21 protein-coding genes are annotated in these 24,842 nt (G+C 63.0%); 9 read left to right on the forward strand and 12 right to left on the reverse strand.

Going from position 1 to position 24,842, the window contains the following annotated elements:
* Positions 1 to 114 precede the first annotated feature (114 nt).
* Positions 115 to 2,034, forward strand: coding sequence for a cytochrome c peroxidase (locus O3303_RS07055; protein WP_269561358.1), 1,920 nt, complete (start codon positions 115 to 117; stop codon positions 2,032 to 2,034).
* Positions 2,035 to 2,474: 440 nt separating this feature from the next.
* Here O3303_RS07055 and O3303_RS07060 read toward each other — a convergent pair whose 3' ends face one another.
* The 5 genes from O3303_RS07060 to O3303_RS07080 form a co-directional block, all read right to left on the reverse strand.
* Entirely contained in the window at positions 2,475 to 4,721 is a 2,247-nt protein-coding gene (locus O3303_RS07060) for a choice-of-anchor I family protein (RefSeq protein WP_269561359.1), read from the reverse strand.
* A 59-nt stretch (positions 4,722 to 4,780) separates the two neighbouring features.
* Positions 4,781 to 6,253 carry a GH1 family beta-glucosidase gene (locus O3303_RS07065; protein WP_269561360.1) on the reverse strand — a complete coding sequence of 491 codons (1,473 nt, stop codon included), beginning with the start codon at positions 6,251 to 6,253 and terminating at the stop codon, positions 4,781 to 4,783.
* Positions 6,254 to 6,389: 136 nt separating this feature from the next.
* Positions 6,390 to 7,418: a glycosyltransferase family protein gene (locus O3303_RS07070; RefSeq protein WP_269561361.1), complete on the reverse strand. Its 1,029-nt coding sequence runs from the start codon at positions 7,416 to 7,418 to the stop codon at positions 6,390 to 6,392.
* Between the two features lie 84 nt (positions 7,419 to 7,502).
* Entirely contained in the window at positions 7,503 to 8,399 is an 897-nt protein-coding gene (locus O3303_RS07075) for a UDP-2,3-diacylglucosamine diphosphatase (RefSeq protein ID WP_269561362.1), read from the reverse strand.
* Entirely contained in the window at positions 8,396 to 8,617 is a 222-nt protein-coding gene (locus O3303_RS07080; RefSeq protein WP_269561363.1) for a hypothetical protein, read from the reverse strand. The genes O3303_RS07075 and O3303_RS07080 overlap by 4 nt, the downstream gene beginning before the upstream one ends.
* A gap of 275 nt (positions 8,618 to 8,892) precedes the next feature.
* On the opposite strand from O3303_RS07080, the gene O3303_RS07085 reads away from it, so the two are divergent.
* Positions 8,893 to 9,453 carry a hypothetical protein gene (locus tag O3303_RS07085; protein WP_269561364.1) on the forward strand — a complete coding sequence of 187 codons (561 nt, stop codon included), beginning with the start codon at positions 8,893 to 8,895 and terminating at the stop codon, positions 9,451 to 9,453.
* A gap of 112 nt (positions 9,454 to 9,565) precedes the next feature.
* Here the strand turns inward: O3303_RS07085 and O3303_RS07090 are convergent, their stop codons facing one another.
* Complete coding sequence (locus O3303_RS07090; RefSeq protein WP_269561365.1) at positions 9,566 to 10,078, reverse strand: NUDIX domain-containing protein; 513 nt, start codon at positions 10,076 to 10,078, stop codon at positions 9,566 to 9,568.
* A gap of 385 nt (positions 10,079 to 10,463) precedes the next feature.
* Here O3303_RS07090 and O3303_RS07095 point away from each other — a divergent pair, with 385 nt between their 5' ends.
* Positions 10,464 to 11,915 (forward strand): DEAD/DEAH box helicase, encoded by a 1,452-nt coding sequence (locus tag O3303_RS07095; RefSeq protein WP_269561886.1) that lies wholly within the window; start codon positions 10,464 to 10,466, stop codon positions 11,913 to 11,915.
* Positions 11,916 to 12,104: 189 nt separating this feature from the next.
* Positions 12,105 to 12,596, forward strand: a complete 492-nt coding sequence (locus O3303_RS07100) for a hypothetical protein (protein WP_269561366.1) — start codon at positions 12,105 to 12,107, stop codon at positions 12,594 to 12,596.
* 151 nt (positions 12,597 to 12,747) lie between these two features.
* On the opposite strand, the gene O3303_RS07105 is transcribed toward O3303_RS07100, so the two are convergent.
* The 3 genes from O3303_RS07105 to O3303_RS07110 all read right to left on the reverse strand — a co-directional run bounded on the left by O3303_RS07105 (position 12,748) and on the right by O3303_RS07110 (position 16,555).
* A complete protein-coding gene (locus O3303_RS07105) occupies positions 12,748 to 12,918 on the reverse strand; it encodes a hypothetical protein (protein ID WP_269561367.1) in 171 nt (56 codons plus the stop codon).
* Between the two features lie 759 nt (positions 12,919 to 13,677).
* Complete coding sequence (locus O3303_RS21945; RefSeq protein WP_350356613.1) at positions 13,678 to 14,415, reverse strand: helix-turn-helix domain-containing protein; 738 nt, start codon at positions 14,413 to 14,415, stop codon at positions 13,678 to 13,680.
* A gap of 352 nt (positions 14,416 to 14,767) precedes the next feature.
* Positions 14,768 to 16,555, reverse strand: a complete 1,788-nt coding sequence (locus O3303_RS07110; RefSeq protein ID WP_269561368.1) for a L,D-transpeptidase family protein — start codon at positions 16,553 to 16,555, stop codon at positions 14,768 to 14,770.
* A 334-nt stretch (positions 16,556 to 16,889) separates the two neighbouring features.
* Here O3303_RS07110 and O3303_RS07115 point away from each other — a divergent pair, with 334 nt between their 5' ends.
* Together O3303_RS07115 and O3303_RS07120 are read left to right on the forward strand one after the other, a co-directional pair.
* Positions 16,890 to 18,689: a M1 family metallopeptidase gene (locus O3303_RS07115; RefSeq protein ID WP_269561369.1), complete on the forward strand. Its 1,800-nt coding sequence runs from the start codon at positions 16,890 to 16,892 to the stop codon at positions 18,687 to 18,689.
* A gap of 114 nt (positions 18,690 to 18,803) precedes the next feature.
* Entirely contained in the window at positions 18,804 to 19,748 is a 945-nt protein-coding gene (locus O3303_RS07120) for a cyanophycinase (protein WP_269561370.1), read from the forward strand.
* A 118-nt stretch (positions 19,749 to 19,866) separates the two neighbouring features.
* Here O3303_RS07120 and O3303_RS07125 read toward each other — a convergent pair whose 3' ends face one another.
* On the reverse strand, positions 19,867 to 20,838 hold the full coding sequence (locus O3303_RS07125; RefSeq protein WP_269561371.1) for an isoaspartyl peptidase/L-asparaginase family protein: 972 nt from the start codon (positions 20,836 to 20,838) through the stop codon (positions 19,867 to 19,869).
* Positions 20,839 to 20,983: 145 nt separating this feature from the next.
* On the opposite strand from O3303_RS07125, the gene O3303_RS07130 reads away from it, so the two are divergent.
* From O3303_RS07130 to O3303_RS07140, 3 genes are all read left to right on the forward strand, one after another.
* Entirely contained in the window at positions 20,984 to 21,406 is a 423-nt protein-coding gene (locus O3303_RS07130; RefSeq protein WP_269561372.1) for a DUF3127 domain-containing protein, read from the forward strand.
* Between the two features lie 343 nt (positions 21,407 to 21,749).
* Positions 21,750 to 22,625 carry an SDR family oxidoreductase gene (locus O3303_RS07135; protein WP_269561373.1) on the forward strand — a complete coding sequence of 292 codons (876 nt, stop codon included), beginning with the start codon at positions 21,750 to 21,752 and terminating at the stop codon, positions 22,623 to 22,625.
* A gap of 4 nt (positions 22,626 to 22,629) precedes the next feature.
* Positions 22,630 to 23,262, forward strand: a complete 633-nt coding sequence (locus O3303_RS07140; protein WP_269561374.1) for an AlbA family DNA-binding domain-containing protein — start codon at positions 22,630 to 22,632, stop codon at positions 23,260 to 23,262.
* 85 nt (positions 23,263 to 23,347) lie between these two features.
* Here the strand turns inward: O3303_RS07140 and O3303_RS07145 are convergent, their stop codons facing one another.
* On the reverse strand, positions 23,348 to 23,737 hold the full coding sequence (locus tag O3303_RS07145) for a VOC family protein (RefSeq protein WP_269561375.1): 390 nt from the start codon (positions 23,735 to 23,737) through the stop codon (positions 23,348 to 23,350).
* Positions 23,738 to 23,997: 260 nt separating this feature from the next.
* The gene (locus O3303_RS07150; RefSeq protein ID WP_269561376.1) at positions 23,998 to 24,531 is read right to left on the reverse strand and encodes a DinB family protein; all 534 of its coding nucleotides are present in this window, start codon (positions 24,529 to 24,531) and stop codon (positions 23,998 to 24,000) included.
* Between the last annotated feature and the right edge of the window lie 311 nt (positions 24,532 to 24,842).

Genomic DNA, 24,842 nt, shown 5'->3' on the forward strand with positions numbered 1-24,842 from the left:
TCCGTCCCGGGAGCAGCGCGTTTTGCTGCCGGCGCAGGACCCGGCAACTGCGCTTTTTTATTAACCCAAATGAGAAATACAGTGTTTAACCATTTGGTATTTCGCTGATCTACAATGAACAAACTTTTGATCCTACTCGCCGCGGCCCTGCTCCTGGTATGGGCGAGCTGCCAGCGGCCCAGCACGCCGGCCGCCGCTTCGGAGCCGGCTCCGACGCCCGCCGGGCAGGTGCTTCGCCAATACCGCCGGCACCTCACTGCCCTTGACTCGGCTGTGGCGGGCCTGCGCCGGGCGGTGGCTACGGGCCAGCCCGCCGCCCGGCAGCGGCAGGCGTTTCTGGCGGCCCGGCTGGCCTGGAAACGGGTGGAGCTGCTGGCCGAATACTACAGCCCCTCCACCGCCAAAGCCCTCAACGGCCCGGCCCTGGGCGAGGTGGAGGAGTTCGACCAGCAGCAGCGGGTGCGAGCCCCCGAGGGCCTGCAGGTGTTGGAGACCTACTTCTACCCCGCCCTGTATGCCCCGGACCGCCGGCCCGAGGTGCTGGAGCAGCTGGCCCTGGTGCGCAGCAGCCTGCTGGGCCTGCGCCACGCCGCCACCAGCCTCACCCTCACCGACCGCCACGTGTTCGATGCGGCCCGGCTGGAGGTATTCCGGGTGATGACGCTGGGGATTCCTGGCTTCGATACGCCGGCCTCGCCGGGGGCCGTGGCCGAGGCCGCCGCCGCCCTGGCTACCGTGCAGGCCACCGTGGCGCCCTACCGCGCTGGCCTGCCCGCCCCCACTGCCACCCGCCTCGACAGCCTTTTTCGCGCCACGCTCGGCTACCTGCATCACCACCCCGACGCGGCCCGCTTCGACCGGCTCACGTTTCTGGCCCGCTACGCCCACCCGCTCAGCCAGCAGCTGTGGGCCACCCAGCAGGCGCTGGGCATTGCCGCCTTCCCCGAAACCCGGGCCCTGCGGGCCGATGCGCCGTCGTTGTTTGCGCCGGATGTCTTTGAGCCGGCGGCCTTTGCTCCCTCCACCACCGAGCGGCCCACCCCAGCCCAGGTGGCGCTGGGCCGCCAGCTGTTTTTCGACCCCGTGCTGTCGGGCAACGGGGGCCGCAGCTGCGCCAGCTGCCACCAGCCCGCCCGCGCCTTCACCGATGGGCAGGCCCGCAGCGTGGCCTTCGGGGGGCAGGGGGCGGTGGCCCGCAACGCGCCCACTCTGCTTAACGCCGCCCTGCAGCGCACCCAGTTCCACGACGGGCGGGTGAGCTTTCTGGAAGACCAGGCCGCGGCCGTGCTGGCCAACCCCACCGAAATGCACGGCTCGATGGCCGCCGCCGCCCGGCTGCTGACGCGCAGCCCTGCCTACCGGGCGGCCTTTGCCCGGGCCTTCGATACCGCGCCAGCCGCGCCGGTGCAGGAAGCTCAGCTCAAAACAGCCCTGGCCACCTATCTGCGCTCCTTAGTGCGCCTGAATTCGCCCTTCGACCGGTATCTGCGCGGGGAGGCCACGGCGCTGAGCCCGGCGGCCCAACGTGGGGCCAACGTGTTTCTGGGCAAGGCCAAATGCGCCACCTGTCACTTTCTGCCGCTGTTCAACGGCACCGTACCGCCCGGCTTCGAGCGCACCGAAAACGAGGTCCTGGGCACCCTGGCCGCCCCCAACCGCCTCCGCCTCGACGCCGACCCGGGCCGGGCCGGGACCACCGGTATCCGCTGGCAGGAGCACGCCTTCAAAACGCCCACCCTGCGCAACATCGCCCTCACGGCTCCCTACATGCACCAGGGTACCTACCGCACCCTGGCCGAAGTGGTGGAGTTCTACAACCAGGGCGGCGGCGCGGGCCGGGGTCTCGCGGTGCCCAACCAAACCCTGCCGCCCGACCCACTCCACCTCACCCCCCGGGAAAAGCAGGACCTGCTGGCCTTCCTGCACGCCCTCACCGATACCACCGGCCTCCACCAAGAAACCCCGCGCCGGCTGCCCAGCTTCCCCGCCGAAATGGCCCGCCTCAACCAGCGCCCCGTAGGTGGCCGGTATTAGCTGCAGGATTTGGTCAGGGTGATTTTGTGCACGACCACCGGTCCGACGGCTGCGCCGTCGGACCGGTGGTTGTACAGGAATCGGCTACAAACCCACGTTGCGGATCAGGCCCCGGTCCGGCGGCTCTTTCAGCCGTCGGGCCGGTTGCGGGGTGAGCGAGGTAGCAGCGACTGACGAGACGGGCTATTTGCGCTTGCGACGACCGGCCCGACGGCTGAAAAAGCCGCCGGACCGGAACTCTTGTCAGGGGCAGCCTCATCGTCGGCAACTTGAGTTACAAGTATAATAGCGTCGCCGACCGGCTTCATTCACCACCTATACCAGCCAGCGGAGCTAACGACGAGACGCAAAGTATTGCGTCTCGTCGTTAGCTCCGCCTTCAACGCAAAACGCCCCGACCATAACCGGCCGGGGCGTTTCGTTTGGGGCGGAAGCGGCTGTTAGCGCACCACCAGCTTCGAGCTGGCCCCGTCTTCGGCGCGCAGCACGTATACGCCCGGCGCGAGGCCGGCGGTTTCCAGCTGCAGGGCTTTGGTCAGCGTGCGGACGGGGCGGCCCAGCACGTCGTGGAGGATGCCGCTCACCGGCCGGCTCAGCTGCACCTGCCCGCCCTGGCTCGGGTTTGGGTAGAGGTATAGCGGCGCGGCCGTGCGGGCGGCGGCCGTGCTCAGCGGACCGCGCAGGCCAATCTGGTACACGGCCACGGTGCTGCTGATTTCGTTGGCCAGAATCAGCAGCGGCGAACTGGTCGGGCTATTGGCGGCCGACACGAATACAAGCCCCTCGGGGCCCTGGTCACCGGTGCCGGCGGTCAGGCTGCGGTTGTTGATGTACTGAACCAGACGCGGGTTGGCGGGGTCGTTTACGTTCATCACCAGCACGCCGCCCTGGCGCTCCAGGCTGATAAAGGCGTAGGTAGTGTCGCGAATCACGCCGATGGCGGCGCCTTCGGGCTCGGGGCCTTTGTCGTCGGAGCGGTTTTTCCGGGTGGGCGATTCGTTGGCGCCGTTGCTGGCATTGAAGATGTTGCCGAACGTGGGGTCGGTGCTGGTGAGGCGCTCCAGCAGGTCGCCGCTGTCGTGCACGAGGGCCCCGGTGGTGGCGTTGAGGATGCTGAACGAGCGGCCCCCGAACGCATAAATCTGGTCGAAGTCGCCGTCGCCGTCGGTGTCGCCCAGCTTGTTGGTCACATTCAGGCGGCCCAGCACGCTATTGTTCTTCAGCAGCGCGGCCTGCGGGAAAGCCGTAGGGTCGAGCGGGTAGGCGGCATTGCCGAGGCGCACGGCCTCCACAAGCCCACCGGTGCCGGAGTATTCGCGGGCATCTCCCTCGTTGGCGGTCAGCAGGTAGCGGCCCCCTCCCAAAGCGGCGGGCAGCTCGAAGGAAGCAATGGCGTCGGGCTGGCGCATGCCGCGTACTGGCCAATTGGACAGGAGCACGTCGGCCGATTGGTCGGAGGCGTCGAAGCTGAAGCCGGGCTGGCTGTGGTCCTGGTAGCCGATGGGCCGCAGGGCGGTAAACTGCAGCGTAGCCAGATCCAGCGTGGCCAGGGCGTTGTTTTCCTGCAAGGCAATGTAGGCCGTGCGCGAATCCGCCGATATGGTCACGTACTCCGGCTCCAGATCCTGCGCTACGGAGCTGGCCGGGCCACCCGCCGGGCCGCCGTAGATGCGGATGCCGGCCGTGCGCAGGGCGGCTGCCTGGGCGTTGAAGCTGCTGAAATCAACAGTCGTCACGTTGGCTTGCGTCAGGTTGGCAATGGGGCCGCTCACGTCCACCACCGTCACCGAGCCGAGCGGGTCGTTGGAGTAGGTGGCGTTAGGCTCGCCCTCGTTGGCCGTCAGCAGGTAGCGGCCATCCGGCGAGAAGGTTATCATGTCGGGCAAAGCCCCCGCCGTCACCTGCTTAATAAAGTTGCCGTTTTGGTCGAAGAACACGATTTTACCGGCGTTCTGCGGCACGGCATCTTCCACCGCGCAGGCTACCAAACCGTTGCGCACGGCCACGGAATTGATGGCGCCGTAGGGAGCCATGCTGATGGATGCCAGCGGGGTAATGGTGCCCGGCGTGGCGAAATTGAGAATGTCGAGCTTGCCGCCGATGGAGTTAGCCACGTACAGCCGCTGCGTGCTCGGGTCGTGGGCCACAATTTCAGCCGAGTTGATTTGCACTGGCGGGGTGGCCGTCGTGAAAGCAACCCCGTTCTGGTAGCTGCCCAGCAGATTCAGGCGCAGGTTACCGGCACGCGGGGGCGCCTGCGTGTCGTTGTCCTTGATGTACACCAGCACCTCGGTAAAACCGGCCGTCAGGGTCGCATTGGCGGGGTTCTGCAGGCGCAGCGTGAAATACTCGGCCCCTTCCGCCAGCACATCATCAGTGAGCGGAATGGTCAGGGTCTGGTTGGCCGTGGCGCCGGCCGGGAAGGTCAGCGTCTGGGGGGCGGCGTAGGTGAAATCCGTGCCGGCCGTGGCCGTGCCCAGGCCGGGCACCAGCGCCACTTCCACGGTGCTGGCCGCCGTGCCAGCGTTGGTGACGGACACCGGTACGCTGACCGTACCCGCGTTTTCATTGGCTACCGCCGTTACGGCGGTGAAGCGCAGCGCGGGGGTGGTCTGGGCGGCGGCCGTTCCGGCCAGCGCCAGGAAAAGCAGCCCGGCTGTGGCTCCCGAAAGTAAAGTTTGACGCATCCTTAAACAGGCTAAGTGAATGAATGCGCCAAAGCTACCGGAGGGGCGTTATGGCAACTTTACCAATTAGTTACGGAATCATCAATACCCGCCTGGCAGGCCGGCAGTGCCTGAGCCCCGGGCCCCGCCGGGCTGGCCTCCCCGGCCAGAAAACGGCGGTACCAATGCCCCGAGTCCTTGATGGTGCGGCGCTGGGTTTCGTAGGCCACGTGCACCAGCCCGAAGCGGGGCCCGTAGCCCTCGGCCCACTCGAAGTTGTCGGTAAACGACCAGGCAAAGTACCCCTCCACCGGCACGCCTTCCTGCCGGGCGCGCAGCACCTGCCCGATGCTGGCCTGCAGATACGCCTGCCGGGCCGGGTCGGCCACGCGGCCGGCGCGGAGCTGGTCGGGGAAGGCGGCGCCGTTTTCCGTCACCAGCAGGCGGGGCGCGTTGGGGTAGGCCGCAAACTGCCGGAGCATGTGGTAGAGGCTTTCCGGGTACACTTCCCAGCCCATATCGGTGTGGGGCACGCCGCGCCGGGCGGCTCCTACCAGCGCGGCCCACAGCAGCGGCACGTAGGGCGCGTGGCGCACTACTTCCCGGGTGTAGTTCTGCACGCCCAGAAAGTCGAAGTCGAAGGGCAGCAGGGCCTCGTCGCCGGGGCGCATGTAGCGGTCCAGCCAGCCTAGCAGCGGCACGTCGGCCACGGGGTAGCCCAAACCCAGGGCGGGTTCCACGAACAGGCGGTTGAGCAGCGCATCGGCCCGGACGGTGGCGCGGGCGTCGCGGGCGTGGCCGGGCCGCCAGGGCGTGAGGTAGGAGCAGGAAAACGTGGTGCCGATCTGGGCGGTGGCGGGCAGCACCGCCCGCAGGGCGCGGCCGCCCTCAGCCTGGGCCAGCGCGGCGTGGTGGGTGGCGGCCAGAAATGCGCCCAGGCTGCGGCGGCCCGGCGCGTGCACGCCCAGCAGGTGCCCGGCCCCGGTGAACACCATGGGCTCGTTGAGCACCATCCAGTGCTGCACCCGGTCGCCGAGGCGGGCCGCTACGCGCTGGGCATAGTCGGTAAACCAGCCCACCACCGAGCGGTTGGTCCAGCCGCCGAGCTGCTGCAGCGCGGCCGGCAGGTCCCAGTGGTAGAGCGTGGGCCAGGGCGTGATGCCGTGGGCCAGGCAGCCGTCTATCAGCCGGTCGTAGAAGTCTATTCCCTTTTGGTTAATACCGCCTCTACCCTCCGGAAAAATCCGCGACCAGGCGATGGAAAAGCGGAAATCATGTATTCCCATTTGTTTCATCAGCTCCAGATCCTGCGGCCAGCGGTGGTAGAAGTCGGTGGCTACCTCGGCGGTTTCGCCGCGCTTGATGCGGCCCCGGCGGCGCACGAAATCGTCCCAGATGCTGGGCCCTTTGCCGTCCAGATTCCAGGCGCCCTCCGTCTGGTAGGCCGCCGCCGAAACGCCCCATCGGAAGTCGGCACCGAAATCAGCGCGGGTGAACAGAGCCGGGGTGGTAGCCGGGAAGAAAGCGGCAGGCAGAGCAGACAAATCGGGCATAAAAACGCGCAACAGATGAATATCAGAAAGACGGCCCACCCAGCCGCCGCAGCCCGGCAGGTGAGCCGTAGCGGGCAGGCCGCCTCTCCCCCGGCACGACCAATACAGCAGCAAAACAGAGGCCGGCACACGCGGCCTACACCACCAGTGCCGGGGCCGAGGCCGGCCACCCCGCGCCGGCATCGGCCAGCAGCCGGTCCAGTACGGCGCCCGTGGCGTCTGGGTAGTCGACCGGTACGGGCTGGCCGAAGCGCAGCCACTCATCCAGCACGTCGAGGCTGCGGTCCTTGAGGTTTTTCACTACCGGCACGCCCATGGCCGCCAGCGCGGCGGCATTGCAGGCCTGCTCATACTGGTGTTTCATGGGCACCACCAGCAGCTTCTTGCCCAGGTAGAGCGCCTCGGCGGGCGTCTCGAAGCCGGCCCCGCACAGCACCCCGGCACTGCGGGCCAGGCTATCGACGAAGGCGGCGCCGCTCACGGGCCGCACCCACACGTTGCCGTGCTCCGACTCCTGCCGGCTGTGCTTGCTGAACACCTCCCAGCGCACCGAACGGCTGAGGTAGCGCAGCCGCTTCACCAGCGTTTCTTCCTCGAAAGCGGGCAGATACACCGTGTAGTGGCCTTCGTTGCGGGCAGGCAGCGCCCGCACCTGCTGCCGGATAACGGGCGTGTGAATGTGCGGCTCGTAGGCCTGAAAGTGAAAGCCGTAGTGGTGGGTGGCGGGGGCGTAATGGCGCAGCACGGCGCGGCCCACCAGGTCGGCATTGGTGGGTTGCGGGGCGTGGGGGCTCAGCACGGCGCTCTGGTGGCTCAGGGCCACGCAGGGCAGCCCCTGCCGCCGGCAGGCCCACGCCGATACCGGCTCGAAGTCACTGATGACCAAATCGTAGGCTTCCACGGGCAGCAGGCGAATCTCCCGCAGAAAGGCGGCCGAGTTCATCTGCCAGAAGGTCTTCACGAAGTTGACCCCGCCCTTTTTTCCGAAAACAAAGCCCATGCCCTGGCAGCGGTAGCGCACCGCAAACGGCAGCTCAATGTCGGCGGGCGGGCCGCTCACCAGCACATCAACCCGGCTGGCCCGCTGCTGCAGCAGCGGCACAATATCGAGGGCCCGGCTTAGGTGGCCGTTGCCGGTGCCCTGAATGGCGTAGAGGATATTCAAGTAGAAACGGAACAGGTAAAAAGTATGCGTTAACTCATGCGCTGCTGGCCGGCCAGCCGAGCGGCGTTTCTTAGCCCGGCCCGGTCATTGGCTCCCGGCGGCAGGCTGCTTCATATTCATTTCGAGCAGCAGGCCCGCCAGCAGCGCGGCCACGGGCGTGTCGGCGGCGGTGTCGGCCTCGTCGGGGGCGGGCGTGGCCGGCTCGGGCTGCTGCATCCGCGGGTCGGTGGCGTAGCGGTAGAGGCTCCAGCCAGCTTCAGGGGTGTACTCCAGCGCGGTGAGGTTTTCCACCCAGTCGCCGGAGTTGAGGTACACCACCTCGCCCTGAGCCGTGGCTACGGGCCTGATTTCGGGGCAGTGAATGTGGCCGCAGGCCACGTAGCGGTAGCCCCGGTCGGCGGCAATGTCGGCGGCCGTCTGCTCGAAGTCGCTCACCAGGCTCACGGCGCTTTTCACGCGGTCCTTCACCACCTTCGACAGCGCCACGCGGGGCCGGCCCAGCTTGAGCAGGCCCCAGTTCACGAGGCGGTTGAGCAGGATCAGCAGGTCGTAGCCCTGGGCTCCGAGGCGAGCCAGCCAGCGTGAGTGGCGCATGGTCACGTCGAACACGTCGCCGTGAAAAAGCCAGGTTTTGCCGTGGGGCAGGTCGAGCACCAGCTTGTTTTCGATGCGCAACGCCCCCAGCCGGGTACCCGCAAACTTACGCAGCAGCTCGTCGTGGTTGCCGGTGAGGTAGTGAATGCGCACGCCCTTGGCGGCCAGGCCAGCCAAGTGGCGCACCACCCGCATGTGGGCGGCGGGCCAGTAGTTTTTGCTGAACTGCCAGATGTCGATGATGTCGCCGTTGAGCACCAGCACCCGTGGCCGGATGCTTTTCAGGTAGCGCAGCAGCTCCGTGGCGTGGCAGCCGTAGGTGCCCAGGTGCACATCTGAGATGACGGCCACTTCTACGCGGCGGCGTTTGGCGGGCTTGCCACTCATCGGAAGGCGGGACGGGGCCGGAGGCGGGCGCTGGGCAGCGTACGGGCCCCGCCCCGCTCGGGCTGCGAGGCCTCATCGGCATTGCCAAAGCGAAATGGCAGCCGCAGTGCCCCCACGGAGCGCAGCACAAAGGCCCCGACCAGGGCCAGCTGGAAGAGCAGATAGGCCAGCGCGCGCACTACACGGCGCAGCACCGGAAACGTCAGGGGAGCGTGCATATCGGAAAGCCGTTTTAACCCGCTTCAAAGGTCGGCAACCACCATTACCGGGGCATTACGGTGGTATTATGCTTAGATCAAGTTTGCCTGGCCCGCGCACCGCAGGCGGCCCGGCGGCCTTGCTCAGCACTTGCAGATCGGGCACTGAGCGGCCTGGCGGGGGCCTTGGGCGGGCCTAGCTGCTTTTTAGACGAAACCTGGTACAATAGGCTTTTCCCGTGCGTACCTTTGAGTGGCCGCAACCCTGACTACCGGCTTATTTCTTATTCCTCCTCATGAAGAAACATCTCCTCCTCGCGTTCCTCCTACTTTGCAGCTTGGCGGCGTCGGCCCAGTATATGCCCGGCAAGCCCCGCAAGAAATACACGTTCCCCAAGAAGGACGAAGAGTGCCAGTACGTGCTCAACGTCACGAAAAACACCGACGAGGACGCCGAGGTAGACGCCTGCGTAACCCGCGTGGCCTACCGCCCCTATGCCGAGCTGCTCACCGAAATCGACGAGCTGAAGAAGCTCAAAAGCTGGGCCGATACCACTTACCAGCGCCGCTTCAGCCAGCTGCCCGCCGGTGGTTTGCTGGTCGTGACGATGTACCGCCGCGGCGGGGCCAACGCCGACCCGGCCTACCTGAGCGTGGTAGCCAAGGACAAGGATGGCAAGGAGGTATTCAACGTGCCCGCGCTGCCAGAAGGCCAGGGCCGCTTCTGGAACCGCGACCTGTACGTAAGCAAGCGCGCCATTCCATTTGTTAAAACTGAGACGCCGCAGGACCTGACCCTGGTTATCAACGACATCAAAACCAAGCAGACTTTTGAGTACGTGGTAAAAACCCAATAATCTGTTTATCAGATTATTTCCTGCGTCTTACAGCGTAATCCAAACAGAAAAGGGTCTTCCGTGGAAGGCCCTTTTCTGTTTCAAACCATTTGTACAAACCGGCCGGCAGCCGCTACCGATGCAGGCGCGCCCACTGCACCGCAATAATCGTCTTGGCGTCCTCGAACAGCTGCTGCTGCAGCTGCTCGGCACTCAGGAACACCGCTTCTATCTTCTCGCTTTCCTCGGCCAGTCCGCCGCCCTGCCCCGACTGGTGGCTGACCTCGGCGAAAAACACCGTGATGACCTCGGCGCTCGTGCCGGGCGACGGATAGATGCGGGCAATCTGCGCCAGCTGGTCTACGTCGTAGCCCAGTTCCTCGTGCAGCTCGCGGCGGATGGCGGTTTCCGGGGCCTCGTCGCCGTCGATCATGCCGGCGGCCAGCTCCAGCATTTCGGCTTCCGGCCCGATGCGGAACTGCCGGGTAAGCACGTACTGCTCTTTTTTGGTGTCCCAGACCAGCGCGGCCACCGCCCGGCCCGGCTCGAAACGCTCCCGCTTCAGCTGCTCGTCGCCGTCCTGCACCGTCAGCAGACGAAGTTTGAAGTGGCCATCGTAGGCGGTTTTTCGGTCGGTTACGTGCATGTTCGGAAAGGAATTCAGGTTTATTTTCCGAAAAGTAAACGGTTTTTACGGCTGCCGGGGTTGTAGAGGCGCTGTCCCGGCTCCAGCTCCGGCCTTGGCACCAAATCAATAATTATTTTACCTGTTGTCTCTCAACTATTTACAACATTGTATTAGCGCTATTTTCTGGCTTGGCGCTATCCTGCTGCCCATAAAGCCCAGGTTGGCAGGGCTGACTTATCCGGCTTTTTGGCGGCCTGTTTAGCTGTTGCGCCAGCTTCGGCAGCGTCTACTACCACAAAGTCGCCGTAAAACCACCGACCTTTGCGGACTCGTGCCCCCTCAGCGGCACATCCGATAGTTTAGCCGCCTCCGTTGGCGGCTCCGTTTTTCCTTTTTCCGTTTGATGATCTTCGACGACCTTAACCTTATTGAGCCTATCCTGCGTGCCCTGCACGAGGAAGGCTACACTACCCCCACGCCTATTCAGCAGCAAGCCATTCCGCAAGTGCTGGAAGGCCACGACCTGCTGGGTGTCGCCCAGACCGGCACCGGCAAAACCGCCGCTTTCACCGTTCCGATTCTGCAGATTCTGCACCAGACGGCTCAGGTAGAACGCCACGCGCCCGGCCGCATCCGTTGCCTGGTGCTCACGCCTACCCGCGAGCTGGCCATCCAGATCGGGGAAAGCTTCAAGGCCTATGGCCGCCATCTGCCCAAGCTGCGCTCTACCGTCATCTTCGGTGGCGTGGGCCAGCACCCGCAGGTGCAGATTCTCAAGCGCGGCGTGGAAGTGCTCATTGCCACTCCCGGCCGCCTGCTCGACCTTATGAACCAGGGCTTCGTGGATCTGCGCCACGTGGAAGTATTTGTGCTGGATGAAGCTGACCGCATGCTCGACATGGGTTTCATCCACGACATCAAGCGCATTCTGCCCAAGCTGCCGGCCTCGCGCCAGACGCTGTTCTTCTCGGCCACCATGCCCGGCCAGATTCAGGAGCTGGCCTCCACCATCCTGCGCCCCAACCCGGTGAAAGTGGCCGTAACGCCCGTTTCGAGCACTGCTGACACGGTAACGCAGGGCGTGTATCTGGTAGACAAGAACGACAAGCCGGCCCTGCTGGAGCACGTGCTGCAAAACCAGGAAATCCGCCGGGTGCTGGTGTTCACGCGCACCAAGCACGGCGCCGATAAGGTGGTGAAGACCTTGGAGAAGGCCAACATTCCGGCCGAAGCCATCCATGGCAACAAAAGCCAGAACCACCGCCAGCGGGCCCTCAGCAGCTTCAAGGCCGGCACCACCCGCGTGCTGGTCGCTACCGACATTGCCGCCCGCGGCATCGACGTCGATGAGCTGACCCACGTTATCAACTACGAGGTACCCAACGAGCCCGAAACCTACGTGCACCGTATCGGCCGGACGGGCCGCGCCGGGGCCTTCGGCACGGCCTTCACGTTTGTGGAAGACGAGGAGCGCGCCTACCTGCAGGATATCCAGAAGCTGATTCGTCGGCAGATCGACCTGATTGAGGATCACCCTTACACCACCCGCTCGGTGGCGCCGGTGCTGTTGCACGGCGGTGCCCCCATCAAGCGCCCGAAAGGCCCCGCCGGCCGCCCAGCCCGCCCGGGCCGCGAAGGTGGTGGCGGAGGCCAGGGTGGCGGCCGCGCGCCGCGCCAGGGCCAGCAGAGCGGCGCCCCCCGCGGCGGCCAGGAACGCGGCGCCAGCGGTGGCCACCGCAGCAGCTCCGCGGCTTCGTCGCGGCCCGCTGGTGAGCGGACGCCCGGCAGCAGCCAGGGCTCCGGCTCGGGCCAGCGGCGCTTCCGCGGCGGCAGCGGCGGCGGACGCCCGCAGTAGCCTGACCCAGGAAGCTGCTACCGCTGCTTCAGAGTAAACGCAAAAAAAGGGTAGCCTCAACCAGTGGTTGGGGCTACCCTTTTTTTGTTGGGGCAGCAGCTGGCCGGCCGCAAAACAAAATCCGGGGCAACCGGATTGTAGAGATGGTGGCGCTGTTGCCACTGCCGTACCCTTCAGCCTTTCGTCCTTATGGCTCAACGCACCCTTGCCGTCATTCAGGCCCTGCGCGACACGGCGCACCGCCTGGCCACTCAGGCCCCCTACCAGTGGGGTCATATGGGCAGCTGCAACTGCGGCCACCTGGCCCAGACGGTTACCCAGCTCACCAAAGCCGAAATCCACACCCGAGCCATGCAGCGCTACGGCGACTGGGAGCGGCAGCTCACCGACTATTGCCCCACCAGTGGCCTGCCCATCGACCAGACCATCGACGAAATGCTGGCCGTAGGCTTCACCCGCACCGACCTGGCGCACCTGGAGCGCCTCTCCGACCCCGCAATCCGCCGGGCCATTCCGTTTGAGCGCCGCAACGCCCTGCGCCACAACCAGCGCGACGATGTGGTGCTGTACCTGCGCACCTGGGCCGCGCTGCTCGAAGACGAACTGCTGGCCACTATTGCTCTGCCGCACCTGCTTCCGGCTCCGCCAGTGCCTGCACAGGCGCAATACGCAGTAGTCTAGCTCTCCCACCACCAAAAACCGCAACGCCCCATCTGACTTAGGTCGGATGGGGCGTTGCGGTTTTTGTATCAGGCTGGCACCAGCGGGCCGGACCGGCAGGGGCCATAGTCAGGCAGTGCGGCCGGCGGCCGGCCGGTACCGGAGGCAGCTATTAGTAGTTGACGTTGCTGCGCTGGGCTTCACGGTAGCCTTCGGCGCGGTGGCTGCGCTTATACTCCGCATCGGCGTTGGGGTCTTTCTCGGCATCGGGGGCTTGCGAGCAGGAAGTCAGGAACAACGGCGCGCTGGCGGCAAGCAGGAAGAGCAGACGGAATTTTTTCATAGCCCAAAGATAAGCAGCAACCCGAAAATCCCCAACTCGTCGGCCCCTCGTGTTTGCTCAGGCCCCATCATTTTTCTACCCCGAAGCAGAAACCGTGTTGCGCAGCGCAATACCAACCCGCCCGCAGCCCATTACATAAGTAAACAACAGTTGGCTAACAGTTACTCACCCAGAAGCAGAGGCCACAGCGAGTAGCAGAAACAGCCTCCTTCCACAATTTCCTGAACGGCGCTACCAGCCGTCAGGCAACCCTCGTATCGGCTCATAGAAACTACGCAGCCGATGTCAGAAACCCTGTAAAGTTTTGGCAGCTTCGTTAGTATCTCTAATTCAGTTAGCTGACGTAGCAATATTCATTCTATGACTTTACCAGCTTTTATCTCAGGTAAGTTATTTAGCATGTATCAACTTCAACCAGCTGTCTAAACACGGGGAACACAAAATTCAACTATTCAATGTCTCCCACTACCTTATTATATCAAAACCAACACTTCAACATTTCGCTATAATTAACTGATATTATGGTTTTTAAAATTCAAAGTAGATCGATTACAGATACAAACAAATTACAAAGTTTTTATATAACAAACAACATTCAACACCAGCTGAAATAATGGCTATACAAGGGCCTGAAACACCGTTCAGAATACTCCCATTAACAGGCAGTTATTGTCACTGACAAATTGCACTCAGCTACCCCCAACTGCCTGTTAATCCTCAATAATAAGCATTTTAGCTTCCTGCAGCGTTAGCTAGCTATCAGGACAGTCGGGGCTCCGGCTGATAGTCGGTAAACGTACCATCCTGGTAGAATATCACGATCCGCCGGATCACCCGGCCAGGCTCAGCGAAGGCACTGGCCAAGGACACATCTACCGCCTGAACAGGCGTTGCTACGGATGCCGTGGCAGCAACAGCCTCAACGGTTACTGGTGCAACGGCCAACACAGGCGCTACCGGCTCGGGTGCAGTAGCAGCTACGGTGGCGGCTGCCATACCGGATTGGCTGCCTGGCACAACAGGAGGCGCAGCAGCTGGCGCAGCAATAGTAGGAGGAGCAACAGCAACAGGCGCAACAGGCACCGCGTGCAACGGCAGATAAGCCGGCGCCCCTCCCTGAGCACTCTCAGCACGCTGATGGTACTCTGCCCCCACGGATGCGGGCTGCGGCTGGTAGCGGGGTGCTTTAGCGGCTTTTTGGGCAACTGGCTGGCCAGAAGGCTGCTCAGGTGAGAGGGTAGCGGCAGCGGGGCTCCGGACATCGGCAGCGGAAGCGGCTACCGGGGTGCCGGCCAGCATACTGCCGGCTCCTCTGAGCAACCAATCCAGCGAGAGCTGCGGAAAGGCTGCTACGATCTTCTGCACTACTTCCAGGCTGGGCTTGTTGCGCCCGCTCAGAATATGGCTGATAATGGGCCGGGCCACGCCAATGCTGTCCGCAAACTGCGTTGGGGTTAGCTGATTTGACTGCAGAATTTCCCTGATGCGCTCTACCATACCATTGACGGGTTCAGTTACAAATGTACAGCCTTTAGAGTCCTTTGCAGCATAACACTATTTGCCAATACAATTGTAAATGGATTTTTACTAGACCTAACTCTGATTACAAATGAAACACAGCGAACACCTAGTTTACATATGTAATACAATTGTAAATAGTCTTCCTTGCTTACTGCATCCCTATGCAGATAGGTTCTATTCCCCTTGTTTGCCTTGCAGGGAGGACCGGATGAAGCCAATAGCTCGGCTGGTCAGCAACCCGCCAACAACGCAAAAGCCCTGCCTGCCGGGAAGGCAAGCAGGGCTTTTGCGTTGTTGATTAACGGCACTTGGAAGCGCCGGGTGGTGGCTAGTTGAAGTACTCCTTGGCCAAGGATTTATCGTGGCCATAGATGTCGTCGCGGAAGTTCACGTTGCCGGCTTCATCTACCCACGAGGTGAAGTAGACCAGATACACTGGCACGTGCTTTGGCAAGTTTACGTACAGTTCCTTGCGGCCCGCAATCGTCTCTTCGATCTTGGTCATGTCCCAGCCGGGCTTGTTGCGGAGCAGGTATTCGGCTAGCTTCAGGGGCTCGGCTACCCGCACGCAGCCGTGGCTGAAGCCGCGCTTGGCCTGGCTGAACAGTTCGTCGTGGGGCGTGTCGTGGAGGTAAACATCGTTGGAATTCGGGAAGATAAACTTCACGTCGCCGAGGTCATTTTTAGGCCCTGGGCGGCGGCGCAACGTGTACTTCCAGGTGGCCGGCGTGAGGCTGGCCCAGTTGACGCTGTTGGGGTCAACCGGGGTAGCCTTGGCACCCGAACCCTTCACCACTTCCATATCGAGGCGGTCGAGGTAGGACTGCGCATTGGCAGCCAGCTTGGGGCGCATCTCCTTATCGATGATGCTGTAGGGCACGTTCCAGTAGGGAGCCAGCACCACGTATTCCATCTTGTCGGAGAAGACCGGCGTAGCGTTGAGCGCCTTGCCCACAATCACGCGCATGTCGAATACTTCCTTGTTGGCTTCGACAACGTGCAGCTTGTAATCGGGGATGTTTACCAGCAGGTAGTCGGCCTCAAACTTCTTCGGAATCCAGCGCCAGCGCTCCATGTTCACGATGATCTGGTCGATGCGCTGGGACACGGGTACATTGAGCAAACGCAGGGTTTCGCCCCCCACTACTCCGTCCGGATTGAGGCCGTTCTGACTCTGGAAATTTTTCACAGCTTCCACCAGTTCGGCATCATATTTCTCGGCCGGCACTGCGGCAACAGGGGCCACCGCTGCTGGATTGTTGGCCACTGTGCGAGCCGGAGTGCCCTCGGTAGCAGCGGCCGCTACGGGAGCAGCCATCGGGGCAGCCTTGGTGCCCATCAGGCGCTGGCGCAGCGTAGCAACGGCCGGCGTGGCCTGCCCAGGCTTGAGCTTGGTGGTAACGGGTAGCGTTGGCCAACCGCCGTTCCGCTGCAAAGCGCGGTAGTCGGCCAAGACCTTTTTCAGCTGCTCATACTCCGGATGCAGCGGCTCGAACTCATAGTAGGGGTAGGTGCTTTCCCGCTCCTGCAGGATCGTCATCAGGGCCTTGTGCAGCTTGATCTTGTTGCGCTTCACCTGCCAGTCGATGGTCTTGACTGCGCGCGGGTCTACAGTGCCCCGGTAGAAGTCGGAAGCCCAGTTGAAATAGGTGCCGGACAAAGCGACGTCAATCTCCTTTTCCAGCGCGTTGCGCTTGACGGAATCACCCTGCACGGTCTCCAGATCGGCAAACAGCTTCTCGAAGTCCTTGGTTTTGTACTCTTTAGGATCAAGCCCTTCGTCGCCGGCCTTGTTGATAACGCCGAGCATAGTTTTAGCCTGCGGTACCAGCTCGTGGTTGCGGAACCAGCCCAACCGGAACTGCCGCTCGCGGTAGAACTTCTTGGCCCATTCCACCTGGTCCTTGAATTTAGGCTCGGCATTCATGGCGCGTACTACATATACGCTGTCGAGAGTAGGCTGCTGCCCACCGGCTTTGGCCGGGGTGCCAGGCAGGGCTTCCTTGATCTGGGCCTTTTGCTCCTGGCTGCACGAGGTGGCAGAGGCCAGCATCGTGAGGCTCATGAGCCAGAACAACAGGGTGGAAAAGAAAGCCGGACGGAACGGTGAATTCATGCAGTTGGAGAGAGGATAAGAGAACGGACAATTGTTGGCGGGCCGGGTAACAACGTACCCACCCCGGCCAACTGCGCTTTTAACTGCATTCCGGAACGATAAGTTGCCCCTTGTTCAGCTTCTCTTATATGTGGCAAGTTACTCGTTTTGCCAATACATTCGCCTGTTGCTACCAGCCAGGGCCACCGCTTTTTTTGGGGCAGCCGGAGTAAGCTGGGCAATGGTCCGGCACTGTGCCGCCAGTGGCGCGCGCCACTGGCGGCATACTGTTTTGGCTATCTTTGGCCCCTATCCGCTGCTGCCCCCCGGCGGTGGCTCACGTGTTCTTCGCTATATGTCTGCACCTACTGCTGCCCCCCACCTCACCCCCGATCCTCACAGCTACGCCCGGCCGCTGGAGGTCAGCGTCCGGCACCTCGACCTGAGTCTGGCTGTGGACTTCGACGCCCGCCTGCTGCGCGGCACTGCTACCTGGCAGCTCCACAACGCCAGCGCCACCGAGCTGCTGCTCGACGCCCGCGACCTGCACATCGAGGCCGTGTGGCTGGGCGCCCCGGACGGTGAGGCTACCCCGTTTGAGCTGGGCCCTGCCGATGCCGTGCTGGGCCAGCCCCTGCGCATCAGCATCCGGCCCGACACCACGGAGGTCAGCATCCGGTACCAGACCACGCCCGACGCGGCGGCGCTGCAGTGGCTGAGCCCCGGGCAGACGGCCGGCCGCCAGCACCCGTTTCTGTTCACCCAGTCGCAGGCCATCCTGGCCCGCACCTGGATTCCGTGCCAGGACTCGCCGGGTATCCGCTTCACCTACGAAGCGCGGGTGCAGGCGCCGGTGGAAATGCTGGCCCTGATGAGCGCTACCAACCCGCAGGAGCGCAGCGCCACCGGCGAGTACCACTTCCGGATGGAACAGCCCATCCCGGCCTACCTCATGGCCCTGGCCGTCGGCGACCTGCAGTTCACGCCGCTGAGTGCCCGCACCGGAATCTACGCTGAGCCCGTGACGCTGCCAACCGCCACTAAAGAGTTTGAGGACCTGGAGAAAATGGTAGCCACCGCCGAGGATCTGTACGGCCCCTACCGCTGGGAACGGTACGATTTGCTGGTGCTGCCTCCCTCCTTTCCGTTCGGCGGCATGGAAAATCCACGTTTAACATTTGTAACGCCGACTATTCTGGCTGGCGACCGGAGCCTGACCAGCCTGGTAGCTCACGAGCTGGCCCATTCCTGGAGCGGCAACCTCGTGACCAACGCCACCTGGAATGATTTCTGGTTGAACGAAGGCTTCACGGTATACTTCGAGCGCCGCATTATGGAGCAGCTCTACGGCCGCCCCTATGCTGATATGCTTCAGGTGCTGGGCCACTCGGCCCTGCTCCACACCGTGGCGGAGCTCGGCGCCACCAGCCCCGACACCCACCTGCACCTCAACCTGGCCGGGCGCGACCCCGACGAAGGCCTCAACGAAATTGCCTACGAGAAGGGCGACTACCTCCTGCTAACCCTCGAACATCTGGTAGGCCGGCCTGCTCTCGACACCTTTATTAAGGAGTACTTCGCGCGGCACAGTTTCCAGAGCATGGACACGGCCTCGTTCATAGCGTACCTGCGCCGCGAACTGCTCGACCAGCACCCCGGCCTGGAAGCTAAGCTGCAGCTGGATGCCTGGGTGAACCAGCCCGGCATTCCGGCCGTGGCGCCGCCGGTAGCATCGGAGCGGTTCGAAGCGGTGGTGGCCGCTGAGGCCCGGTGGCAGCAGGGCGCGCCGGCCGCCGGCCTGCCTACCGCCAACTGGAGCAGCCACGAATGGGTGTACTTCCTGCACCAACTGTCGGCGCCGCTTTCGTTGGAGCAGCTGGCCGAGCTGGACGCGGCCTTCGGGTTCACACAGTCCGGCAACGCCGAAATTCTGGCGGCCTGGTTTCCGCACACCATTGCGGCCAGCTACTCCCCTGCCGACCAAGCGCTGCACCAGTTCCTGACGCAGGTAGGCCGGCGCAAGTTTCTGGTGCCGCTCTACAAGGCGCTGCTGGCTACGCCCGACGGTACCGCGCGGGCCCGCCGGCTCTACGCCGAGGCCCGGCCCAATTATCATTCCGTCGCAACCAGCACGTTCGACGTACTGTTGAAATAGGAGACGGCGCCGTTCTGCGCGGTGCCGCCTCTACTAATTCCTCTGGCCCGAAGCTTGCTTGCAGCGGGCCAGCATGCTACATTTCGTTTTTCCATTTGCTGATTTTTTGCTTTGATGACCTCCAAACCCCTCGGTAAGCTCATTGCCATTGGCGGCAACGAAGACAAGGGCACCTACCCGAACCCTCGTACCAAGAAGAAATACTACCTCAACTTTTTCGAGTTGGGCATTCTGAAACGGGTCGTGCTGGAATCCGGCAAGGAAGACCCGCGCATTGAGGTGATTACCACCGCCTCCATGATTCCGGAAGAGGTGGCCCGCATCTATATTTCCTCGTTCACGATGCTGAATTGCAACAACGTGAACATTATGGATATCCGCACCCCCGAGGATGCCCGCCAGCCGGAGTACCTGGAGCGCCTGCGCCAAGCCGATGTGGTGATGATGAGCGGCGGCAACCAGTCGCGCCTCATCCAGATGTTCGGCGGCTCGGAGTTCCTACAGATTCTGCGGCAGCGCTACTATGAGCAGCCCAACTTCATCATCGCCGGCACCTCGGCCGGCGCCATGGCCATGTCCAAAACCATGATCAAAGGTGGCAGCGTGCCGGATGCCCTGATGAAAGGCGCCGTGAAGATGGGCACTGGCCTGGGGTTGATTGACAGCGTGGTGATTGACTCGCACTTCGTGAAGCGCGGCCGGTTCGGGCGCATCATCGAGGCCGTGGCCCTGCACCCCAAGCTAATTGGCATTGGGCTGGGCGAAGACACGGGCGTGCTCATCACCGAAGGCAACCAGATGGAAGCCATCGGCTCGAACCTGGTCGTCATCATGGACGGGCAAAAGCTGGAGCATAACAATGCGCCCGCTGCCAAAAAGGGCGAGGCCATTTCTATCGAGAGCATGCTGCTGCACGTGCTGGTGAAGGGTAACCTCTACGATGTAGAGCAGCGCGAATTCTACCCTGACCTGAAGCTACGCCAGCAGGCCGCCGAATCAGTACAGCTGACGGCGGGCCGGGATGCCAACGCCCCGGCAGCCGCCCCGAACGGCATTTAACCATCTGATCAACAAGCAGAATGCCCACCCAAACCGAGTGTTTGGGTGGGCATTCTGCTTTATCCGCAAACGAGCGGCCTACTCCTTATATATATAGGCGCGAAAAACCGCCGTTCGGCTAGTCTTTGTAAATGCCCAGGTAGTAGTCGGAAGCGGCACTCACGCTGCCGCGGTACATGCCGTCGGAGTTGAAGGGCAGGGCCAGGTTGCCGGCGGCATCCACCGCTACCAATCCTCCCTCCCCGCCCACGGGCGCCAGCTTGTCGTGCACGACCACGCGGCAGGCTTCGGCCAGACTGAGCCCCCGGTACTCCATCAGGCAGCTGATATCGTGCGCCACCACGGCGCGCAGAAAAAACTCGCCGTGCCCGGTGCAGCTGATGGCGCAGGTGCGGTTGTCGGCGAAGGTGCCGCTGCCGATGATGGGCGAGTCGCCGATGCGGGAGTAGCGCTTGTTGGTCATGCCGCCGGTGCTGGTGGCGGCAGCCAGGTTGCCGTGCTGGTCGAGGGCGACGGCACCCACGGTACCCATTTTCTTTTTCGGGTCTTCGTGCGTGGCCGGCGAGCTATCGGCGGGCTGGGCCTGCGAGTGGTCGAGGCGCATGCGGCCTTCCTGCAGCGCCTCCTGCAGCTGGTCGTAGCGGTGCTGGGTGAAAAAGTACTCGGCCGGCTGCAGCGGCAGGCCATGCTCCTGGGCCAGCTCATCGGCGCCAGGGTAGGCCAGCAGCACGTGGTCCGTTTTCTCCATCACGAGGCGGGCCGCCCGGATGGGGTTCTGCACGGCGCGGGCTCCGGCCACGGCGCCCGCGGCGCGGTTGCGCCCGTCCATGATGGCGGCATCCATTTCGTGGTGGCCGTCGTGGGTGAACACGGCACCGCGGCCGGCATTGAACAGCGGGCAGTCTTCGAGGCTGCGCACGGCAGCTTCCACGGCATCGAGGGCGGGGCCGCCCTGGCGCAGCACCGCGTGGCCGGCCTCCAGGCTCTGGCGCAGGGCCGCCAGGTAAGCCTGTTCTTTTTCGGGCGTCATGAGCTGGCGCGAAATAGTGCCGGCTCCGCCATGGATGGCCAAGGCAAAGGGAATGTTCATGGGCAGACGGGCAAAAATAAATGTGGGGTCGTAAGGCAAAGGTACGTAGGGCGCTGCGCCCCGGGCGTGCTAAGGCGGGTAGCCGAAACCCATTTTTTTTCGTACGTTTGATCTACTGTTTTCACCCCTCCAAAATATTACCCTTATGGCTTACGATGCTACCGGCCGCCTGCACGAAATCTTCGATGAACAGCAGGTGAGCGAGAAATTCCGCAAGCGCGAATTCGTGCTGGAAGTTGTAGATGGCCAGTACCCTGAGCATATCAAGTTCCAATTGGTGCAGGACAAAACCGCCCTCATCGACCCGTTCAAAGTGGGCGACGAGGTGAAGATTGCCTTCAACCTGCGCGGCCGCGGCTTCAACAAGAACGGCCAGATGCTGTACTTCACCAACCTGGAAGCCTGGCGCATTGAGTCGGCTGCCGGTGGCGCTTCGGCTCCGCAGGGTGGTGGCAGCTACCAGCAAGCTGCCCCCCGGGCCGCTGCTCCCGCACAAAACCAGAACCCGAACCTGCGCGCTTCTTCGGCGCCCATCGCCTCGGACGACGACAACGACCTGCCGTTCTAAGCAGAACTCGCATCGTCAAAATAAATGCCGCTCCCTGCACGGGGGCGGCATTTTTTGTGTAGGATGAGTTGCGGCTGCGGCGCCAGCTACCGGGCAGGACAACGGGAAAACGGCTTTGCTCCTGCCGCCGTACTGTAGGCGTAATGGTACCTGGGAATTCGCACAGGACCCGGCGGCTTTGCCAGATTCAGATTCGTTGTATAGTAGCGCAAACTTTGTAGTTCGCGCTGCTGCTACCAGGCAGGCTATGGGCAGCACGCCAGGCAAACTTCCGGGGAGTGTTTTTTCGTTAGTAGATTCCGTAGCTGTTTTTCTTTTTCGCTATCCACCGTTTTCGTTGCGCATGGCCGTTTCTTCTCTCTTTCCACTTCGGCACAAAACGGCTTTGGTCACGGGCGCTACCTCGGGCATCGGGCTGGTGACGGCCCGCGAGCTGGCCCGGCAGGGCGCCCGCGTCATCCTGGTTGGCCGCAACCCCGACAAAGCCGAGCGGGCCCGTGCCGCCATCCTGGCCGCCGTGCCCGATGCTGTCCTTGATGTGCGTTTGTTCGACCTGTCGCTGCTGAGCAACGTGCGCCGCCTGGCCGCCGAGATTCAGCGTGACTATCCGCAGCTGGATATTCTCGTCAACAACGCGGGCATTATGCCCGGCCCGCTCACGGTTACGGCCGAAGGCCACGAGCTGAGCTGGGCCACCAACCACCTGTCGGTTTTTGCCCTCACCAACCTGCTGCTGCCGCTGCTGGTGGAAACCGGGGCCGGGCGCATCGTGACGGTGGCTTCGGAGGCGCATTGGCTGGGTGAGATTGAGTTTTCGCAGGAAGCGCGCAACGCCCCCAACAACTACAGCTGGCTCACGGCCTACGCCGACTCGAAACTGGCCAACATCCTGTTCACCAACGAGCTGGCCCACCGCCTGGAGCTGACCGGCGTCACGGCCAATTGCCTGCATCCGGGCATGGTGGATACCGGCCTGGTGCACGCGGGCAGTTCCTGGGGCATGAAGGCACTATGGTATCCAGCCAAGCCGTTTATGATTTCGCCGGAACAAGGCGCGCGCACTAGCCTCTATCTGGCCGCGGCGCCGGAAGTGGCCCGCGTGAGTGGGCGCTACTTCAAAAACACCCGCCCCGGTCGCTGCTCGGCCCGCTCACAAAGCCGCACCGATGCCGCGCGCCTTTGGCGGATTTCGGAAGAGGAAACCGGCGTAAGCGTGTAGCACCATGACCGAACTAGAACAACTTATCCGGCAGGGCGAGGGCGAGCAGTTGGAGTTCAAGAAGAAAACCACGCACCCGTCGCGCATCTCGCGCACGCTGGCTTCGCTGGCCAATACGCACGGCGGCCGGGTGCTGGTGGGCGTGGAAGACGACGGCCGCATTGTGGGCGTGCGCGACGCTGAGGAAGAAATCTACCTGCTGCGCCAGGCGGCCCGGCAGTACGTGGAGCCCGCGCTGGCCCTGCAGATTCAGGAAGTGGAGCACGATGGCCTGACGGTGCTGGTGGTAACGGTGGCCGAAAGCCCGCACAAGCCGCACCGCGCCCAAGTAGCCGACGGCGACTGGCGTAGCTACGTGCGCGTGCGCGACGAAAGCGTGCAAACCAGCCAGCTCACCGAAAAAGTGCTGCAGCGCCACGACCCGCCGGACATGCCGCGCCTGGAGAAAATGCCTCTCAACCGCGAAGAGCTGGCCGTGCTCGACTACCTGCAGAAAAACCCGCGCCTGACGCTCAACCAGTACATGAAGCTACTGAACCTGGGCCGCCGCCGCGCCTACCGCACCCTCATCAAGCTCACGCTTCACGGCTACATCAAGCACCACGACAAGGAAAAGGAGGTGTATTACACACTGTAGTAACCTGTCATTCCGAGCGGAGCGAGGAATCTGAGTTTGTTACGACAGAAATATCCAGATTCCTCGCTCCGCTCGGAATGATAGATTATACTGGCTCCAGCAAGTCCCACAGATTGCCGTACAAATCACTGAACACCAGCACCCACCCGTAGGGCTCCTGCACCGGCGGGCGCACAATCCGGACCTGTTGCGCTACCAGCCGCCGATAGTCGCGCTGCAGGTCGTCGGTGTAGAGGAATAGCGCCACCCGGCCGCCGGTCTGGCTGCCGATGCAGTATATCTGCTCCGGATTAGCGGCCTGCGCCAGCAGCAGCTCGGCGCCGCCGGGGCCGGGCGGCGCCACGCGCACCCAGCGTTTCTCGTCGCTCAGGCGGGTGTCTTCCAGGAGCTGGAAACCCAGCTTCTGAGTGTAAAATTCAATGGCTTCGTCGTATTCGGCTACTACCAGCGTGATGAGGGCGATGCGCTGAGCCATTGGGAGGGGGCAGGAATAGCGTAAAATAAAAAGAGGTTCGTCTGTGGCAGACGAACCTCCTGGCAATCTAGTCTTGCTGACGGGATTTCAGCGCTTTTTTCTCGTCTTTGGCGGCCTTCTTTTCTTTGGTCGTCTTGGCGGGTTCTTTCTTCTTTTCCTTGCGGGGTTCCTGGGCTTTAGCCATGATGGGTAGAGAAATTAGGGGTGAGAACTTGTTTGAATTAACGCAGCCGACGGCTGGTGTGTTGCCCGAAAACAGGCTATGCCGCCAACTGCGGCAGGTAGCGTTCCTGCAATATATGCAGATGATGGGCTTCGTGCCCCGCTAAAATGTAGGCCATAGCCCGCACGCTCACCGGCTGGCCGCTGGCCGTGCCCTGCCGGCCCACCGTTTCGGCCGTCACGGACTCCAGCAAGCTCAACGACGCGGCCCGCACCGTATCATACTCAGCCAGGATGCTGGCCAGCGGGCGGGCATCGGCGCCGGAGGCCGGCACGTAATCGTCCTGGTCGAAGCCGGGCAGTGGGGTAGTGTCGGCGCGCGCAATGCGCAGGGCGCGGTAGGCGAAGATGCGCTCGGTATCCAGCATGTGCACCAGCGACTCCTTGATGCTCCACTTGCCGGGGGCGTAGCGCAGCAGCGCCTGCTCCTCGGTGAGGCCGGCCAGCAGGCGGCGCAGCTCCTGCGGCTGGGCGCGCAGGGCCGCCAGCGGGTCGCCGGGTATCAGCCGGACGTAGGTGTGGTAGAACGGGGCGTACTCGGTGGCGGCGGGCGGGGTGCTGAACGGGTTCATGGGGCAAACGTAGGTATTTTCCGGCTTTTTCGGGTTTGCGCCGGTCGGGCTATAACTCACTTTGGCGTGGCTTCGTACAGGCACTACATTTCAATTCTTTTTGCCCTATGTCTTCTCTTCTCGAAAAAGGACTTTCGATTTCCAAAAACGCCGTTTTCAGCGTATTCCTCAACCGCGCCGGCAAGCTGCTGGGCCGCCCGTTTAAGGTGGTGCTGGTACTCAACGAAGTAGCCAACAAGCTCGCCAGCAAAGAAAGCGGCGACAACAAGTTCAAACAGGTATTCGACGTGGGCCGCACACTGGTGCGCCTG

Source organism: Hymenobacter canadensis (genome assembly GCF_027359925.1).
Lineage (GTDB): Bacteria > Bacteroidota > Bacteroidia > Cytophagales > Hymenobacteraceae > Hymenobacter > Hymenobacter canadensis.

Excerpts from the sequence above, each read along its gene's own strand:
- O3303_RS07055 (WP_269561358.1), top strand. The coding sequence starts at position 115 with ATGAACAAACTTTTGATCCTACTCGCCGCGGCCCTGCTCCTGGTATGG.
- O3303_RS07060 (WP_269561359.1), bottom strand. The coding sequence starts at position 4,721 with ATGCGTCAAACTTTACTTTCGGGAGCCACAGCCGGGCTGCTTTTCCTG.
- O3303_RS07065 (WP_269561360.1), bottom strand. The coding sequence starts at position 6,253 with ATGCCCGATTTGTCTGCTCTGCCTGCCGCTTTCTTCCCGGCTACCACC.
- O3303_RS07075 (WP_269561362.1), bottom strand. The coding sequence starts at position 8,399 with ATGAGTGGCAAGCCCGCCAAACGCCGCCGCGTAGAAGTGGCCGTCATC.
- O3303_RS07080 (WP_269561363.1), bottom strand. The coding sequence starts at position 8,617 with ATGCACGCTCCCCTGACGTTTCCGGTGCTGCGCCGTGTAGTGCGCGCG.
- O3303_RS07085 (WP_269561364.1), top strand. The coding sequence starts at position 8,893 with ATGAAGAAACATCTCCTCCTCGCGTTCCTCCTACTTTGCAGCTTGGCG.
- O3303_RS07090 (WP_269561365.1), bottom strand. The coding sequence starts at position 10,078 with ATGCACGTAACCGACCGAAAAACCGCCTACGATGGCCACTTCAAACTT.
- O3303_RS07095 (WP_269561886.1), top strand. The coding sequence starts at position 10,464 with ATGATCTTCGACGACCTTAACCTTATTGAGCCTATCCTGCGTGCCCTG.
- O3303_RS07100 (WP_269561366.1), top strand. The coding sequence starts at position 12,105 with ATGGCTCAACGCACCCTTGCCGTCATTCAGGCCCTGCGCGACACGGCG.
- O3303_RS07105 (WP_269561367.1), bottom strand. The coding sequence starts at position 12,918 with ATGAAAAAATTCCGTCTGCTCTTCCTGCTTGCCGCCAGCGCGCCGTTG.
- O3303_RS21945 (WP_350356613.1), bottom strand. The coding sequence starts at position 14,415 with ATGGTAGAGCGCATCAGGGAAATTCTGCAGTCAAATCAGCTAACCCCA.
- O3303_RS07110 (WP_269561368.1), bottom strand. The coding sequence starts at position 16,555 with ATGAATTCACCGTTCCGTCCGGCTTTCTTTTCCACCCTGTTGTTCTGG.
- O3303_RS07115 (WP_269561369.1), top strand. The coding sequence starts at position 16,890 with ATGTCTGCACCTACTGCTGCCCCCCACCTCACCCCCGATCCTCACAGC.
- O3303_RS07120 (WP_269561370.1), top strand. The coding sequence starts at position 18,804 with ATGACCTCCAAACCCCTCGGTAAGCTCATTGCCATTGGCGGCAACGAA.
- O3303_RS07125 (WP_269561371.1), bottom strand. The coding sequence starts at position 20,838 with ATGAACATTCCCTTTGCCTTGGCCATCCATGGCGGAGCCGGCACTATT.
- O3303_RS07130 (WP_269561372.1), top strand. The coding sequence starts at position 20,984 with ATGGCTTACGATGCTACCGGCCGCCTGCACGAAATCTTCGATGAACAG.
- O3303_RS07135 (WP_269561373.1), top strand. The coding sequence starts at position 21,750 with ATGGCCGTTTCTTCTCTCTTTCCACTTCGGCACAAAACGGCTTTGGTC.
- O3303_RS07140 (WP_269561374.1), top strand. The coding sequence starts at position 22,630 with ATGACCGAACTAGAACAACTTATCCGGCAGGGCGAGGGCGAGCAGTTG.
- O3303_RS07145 (WP_269561375.1), bottom strand. The coding sequence starts at position 23,737 with ATGGCTCAGCGCATCGCCCTCATCACGCTGGTAGTAGCCGAATACGAC.
- O3303_RS07150 (WP_269561376.1), bottom strand. The coding sequence starts at position 24,531 with ATGAACCCGTTCAGCACCCCGCCCGCCGCCACCGAGTACGCCCCGTTC.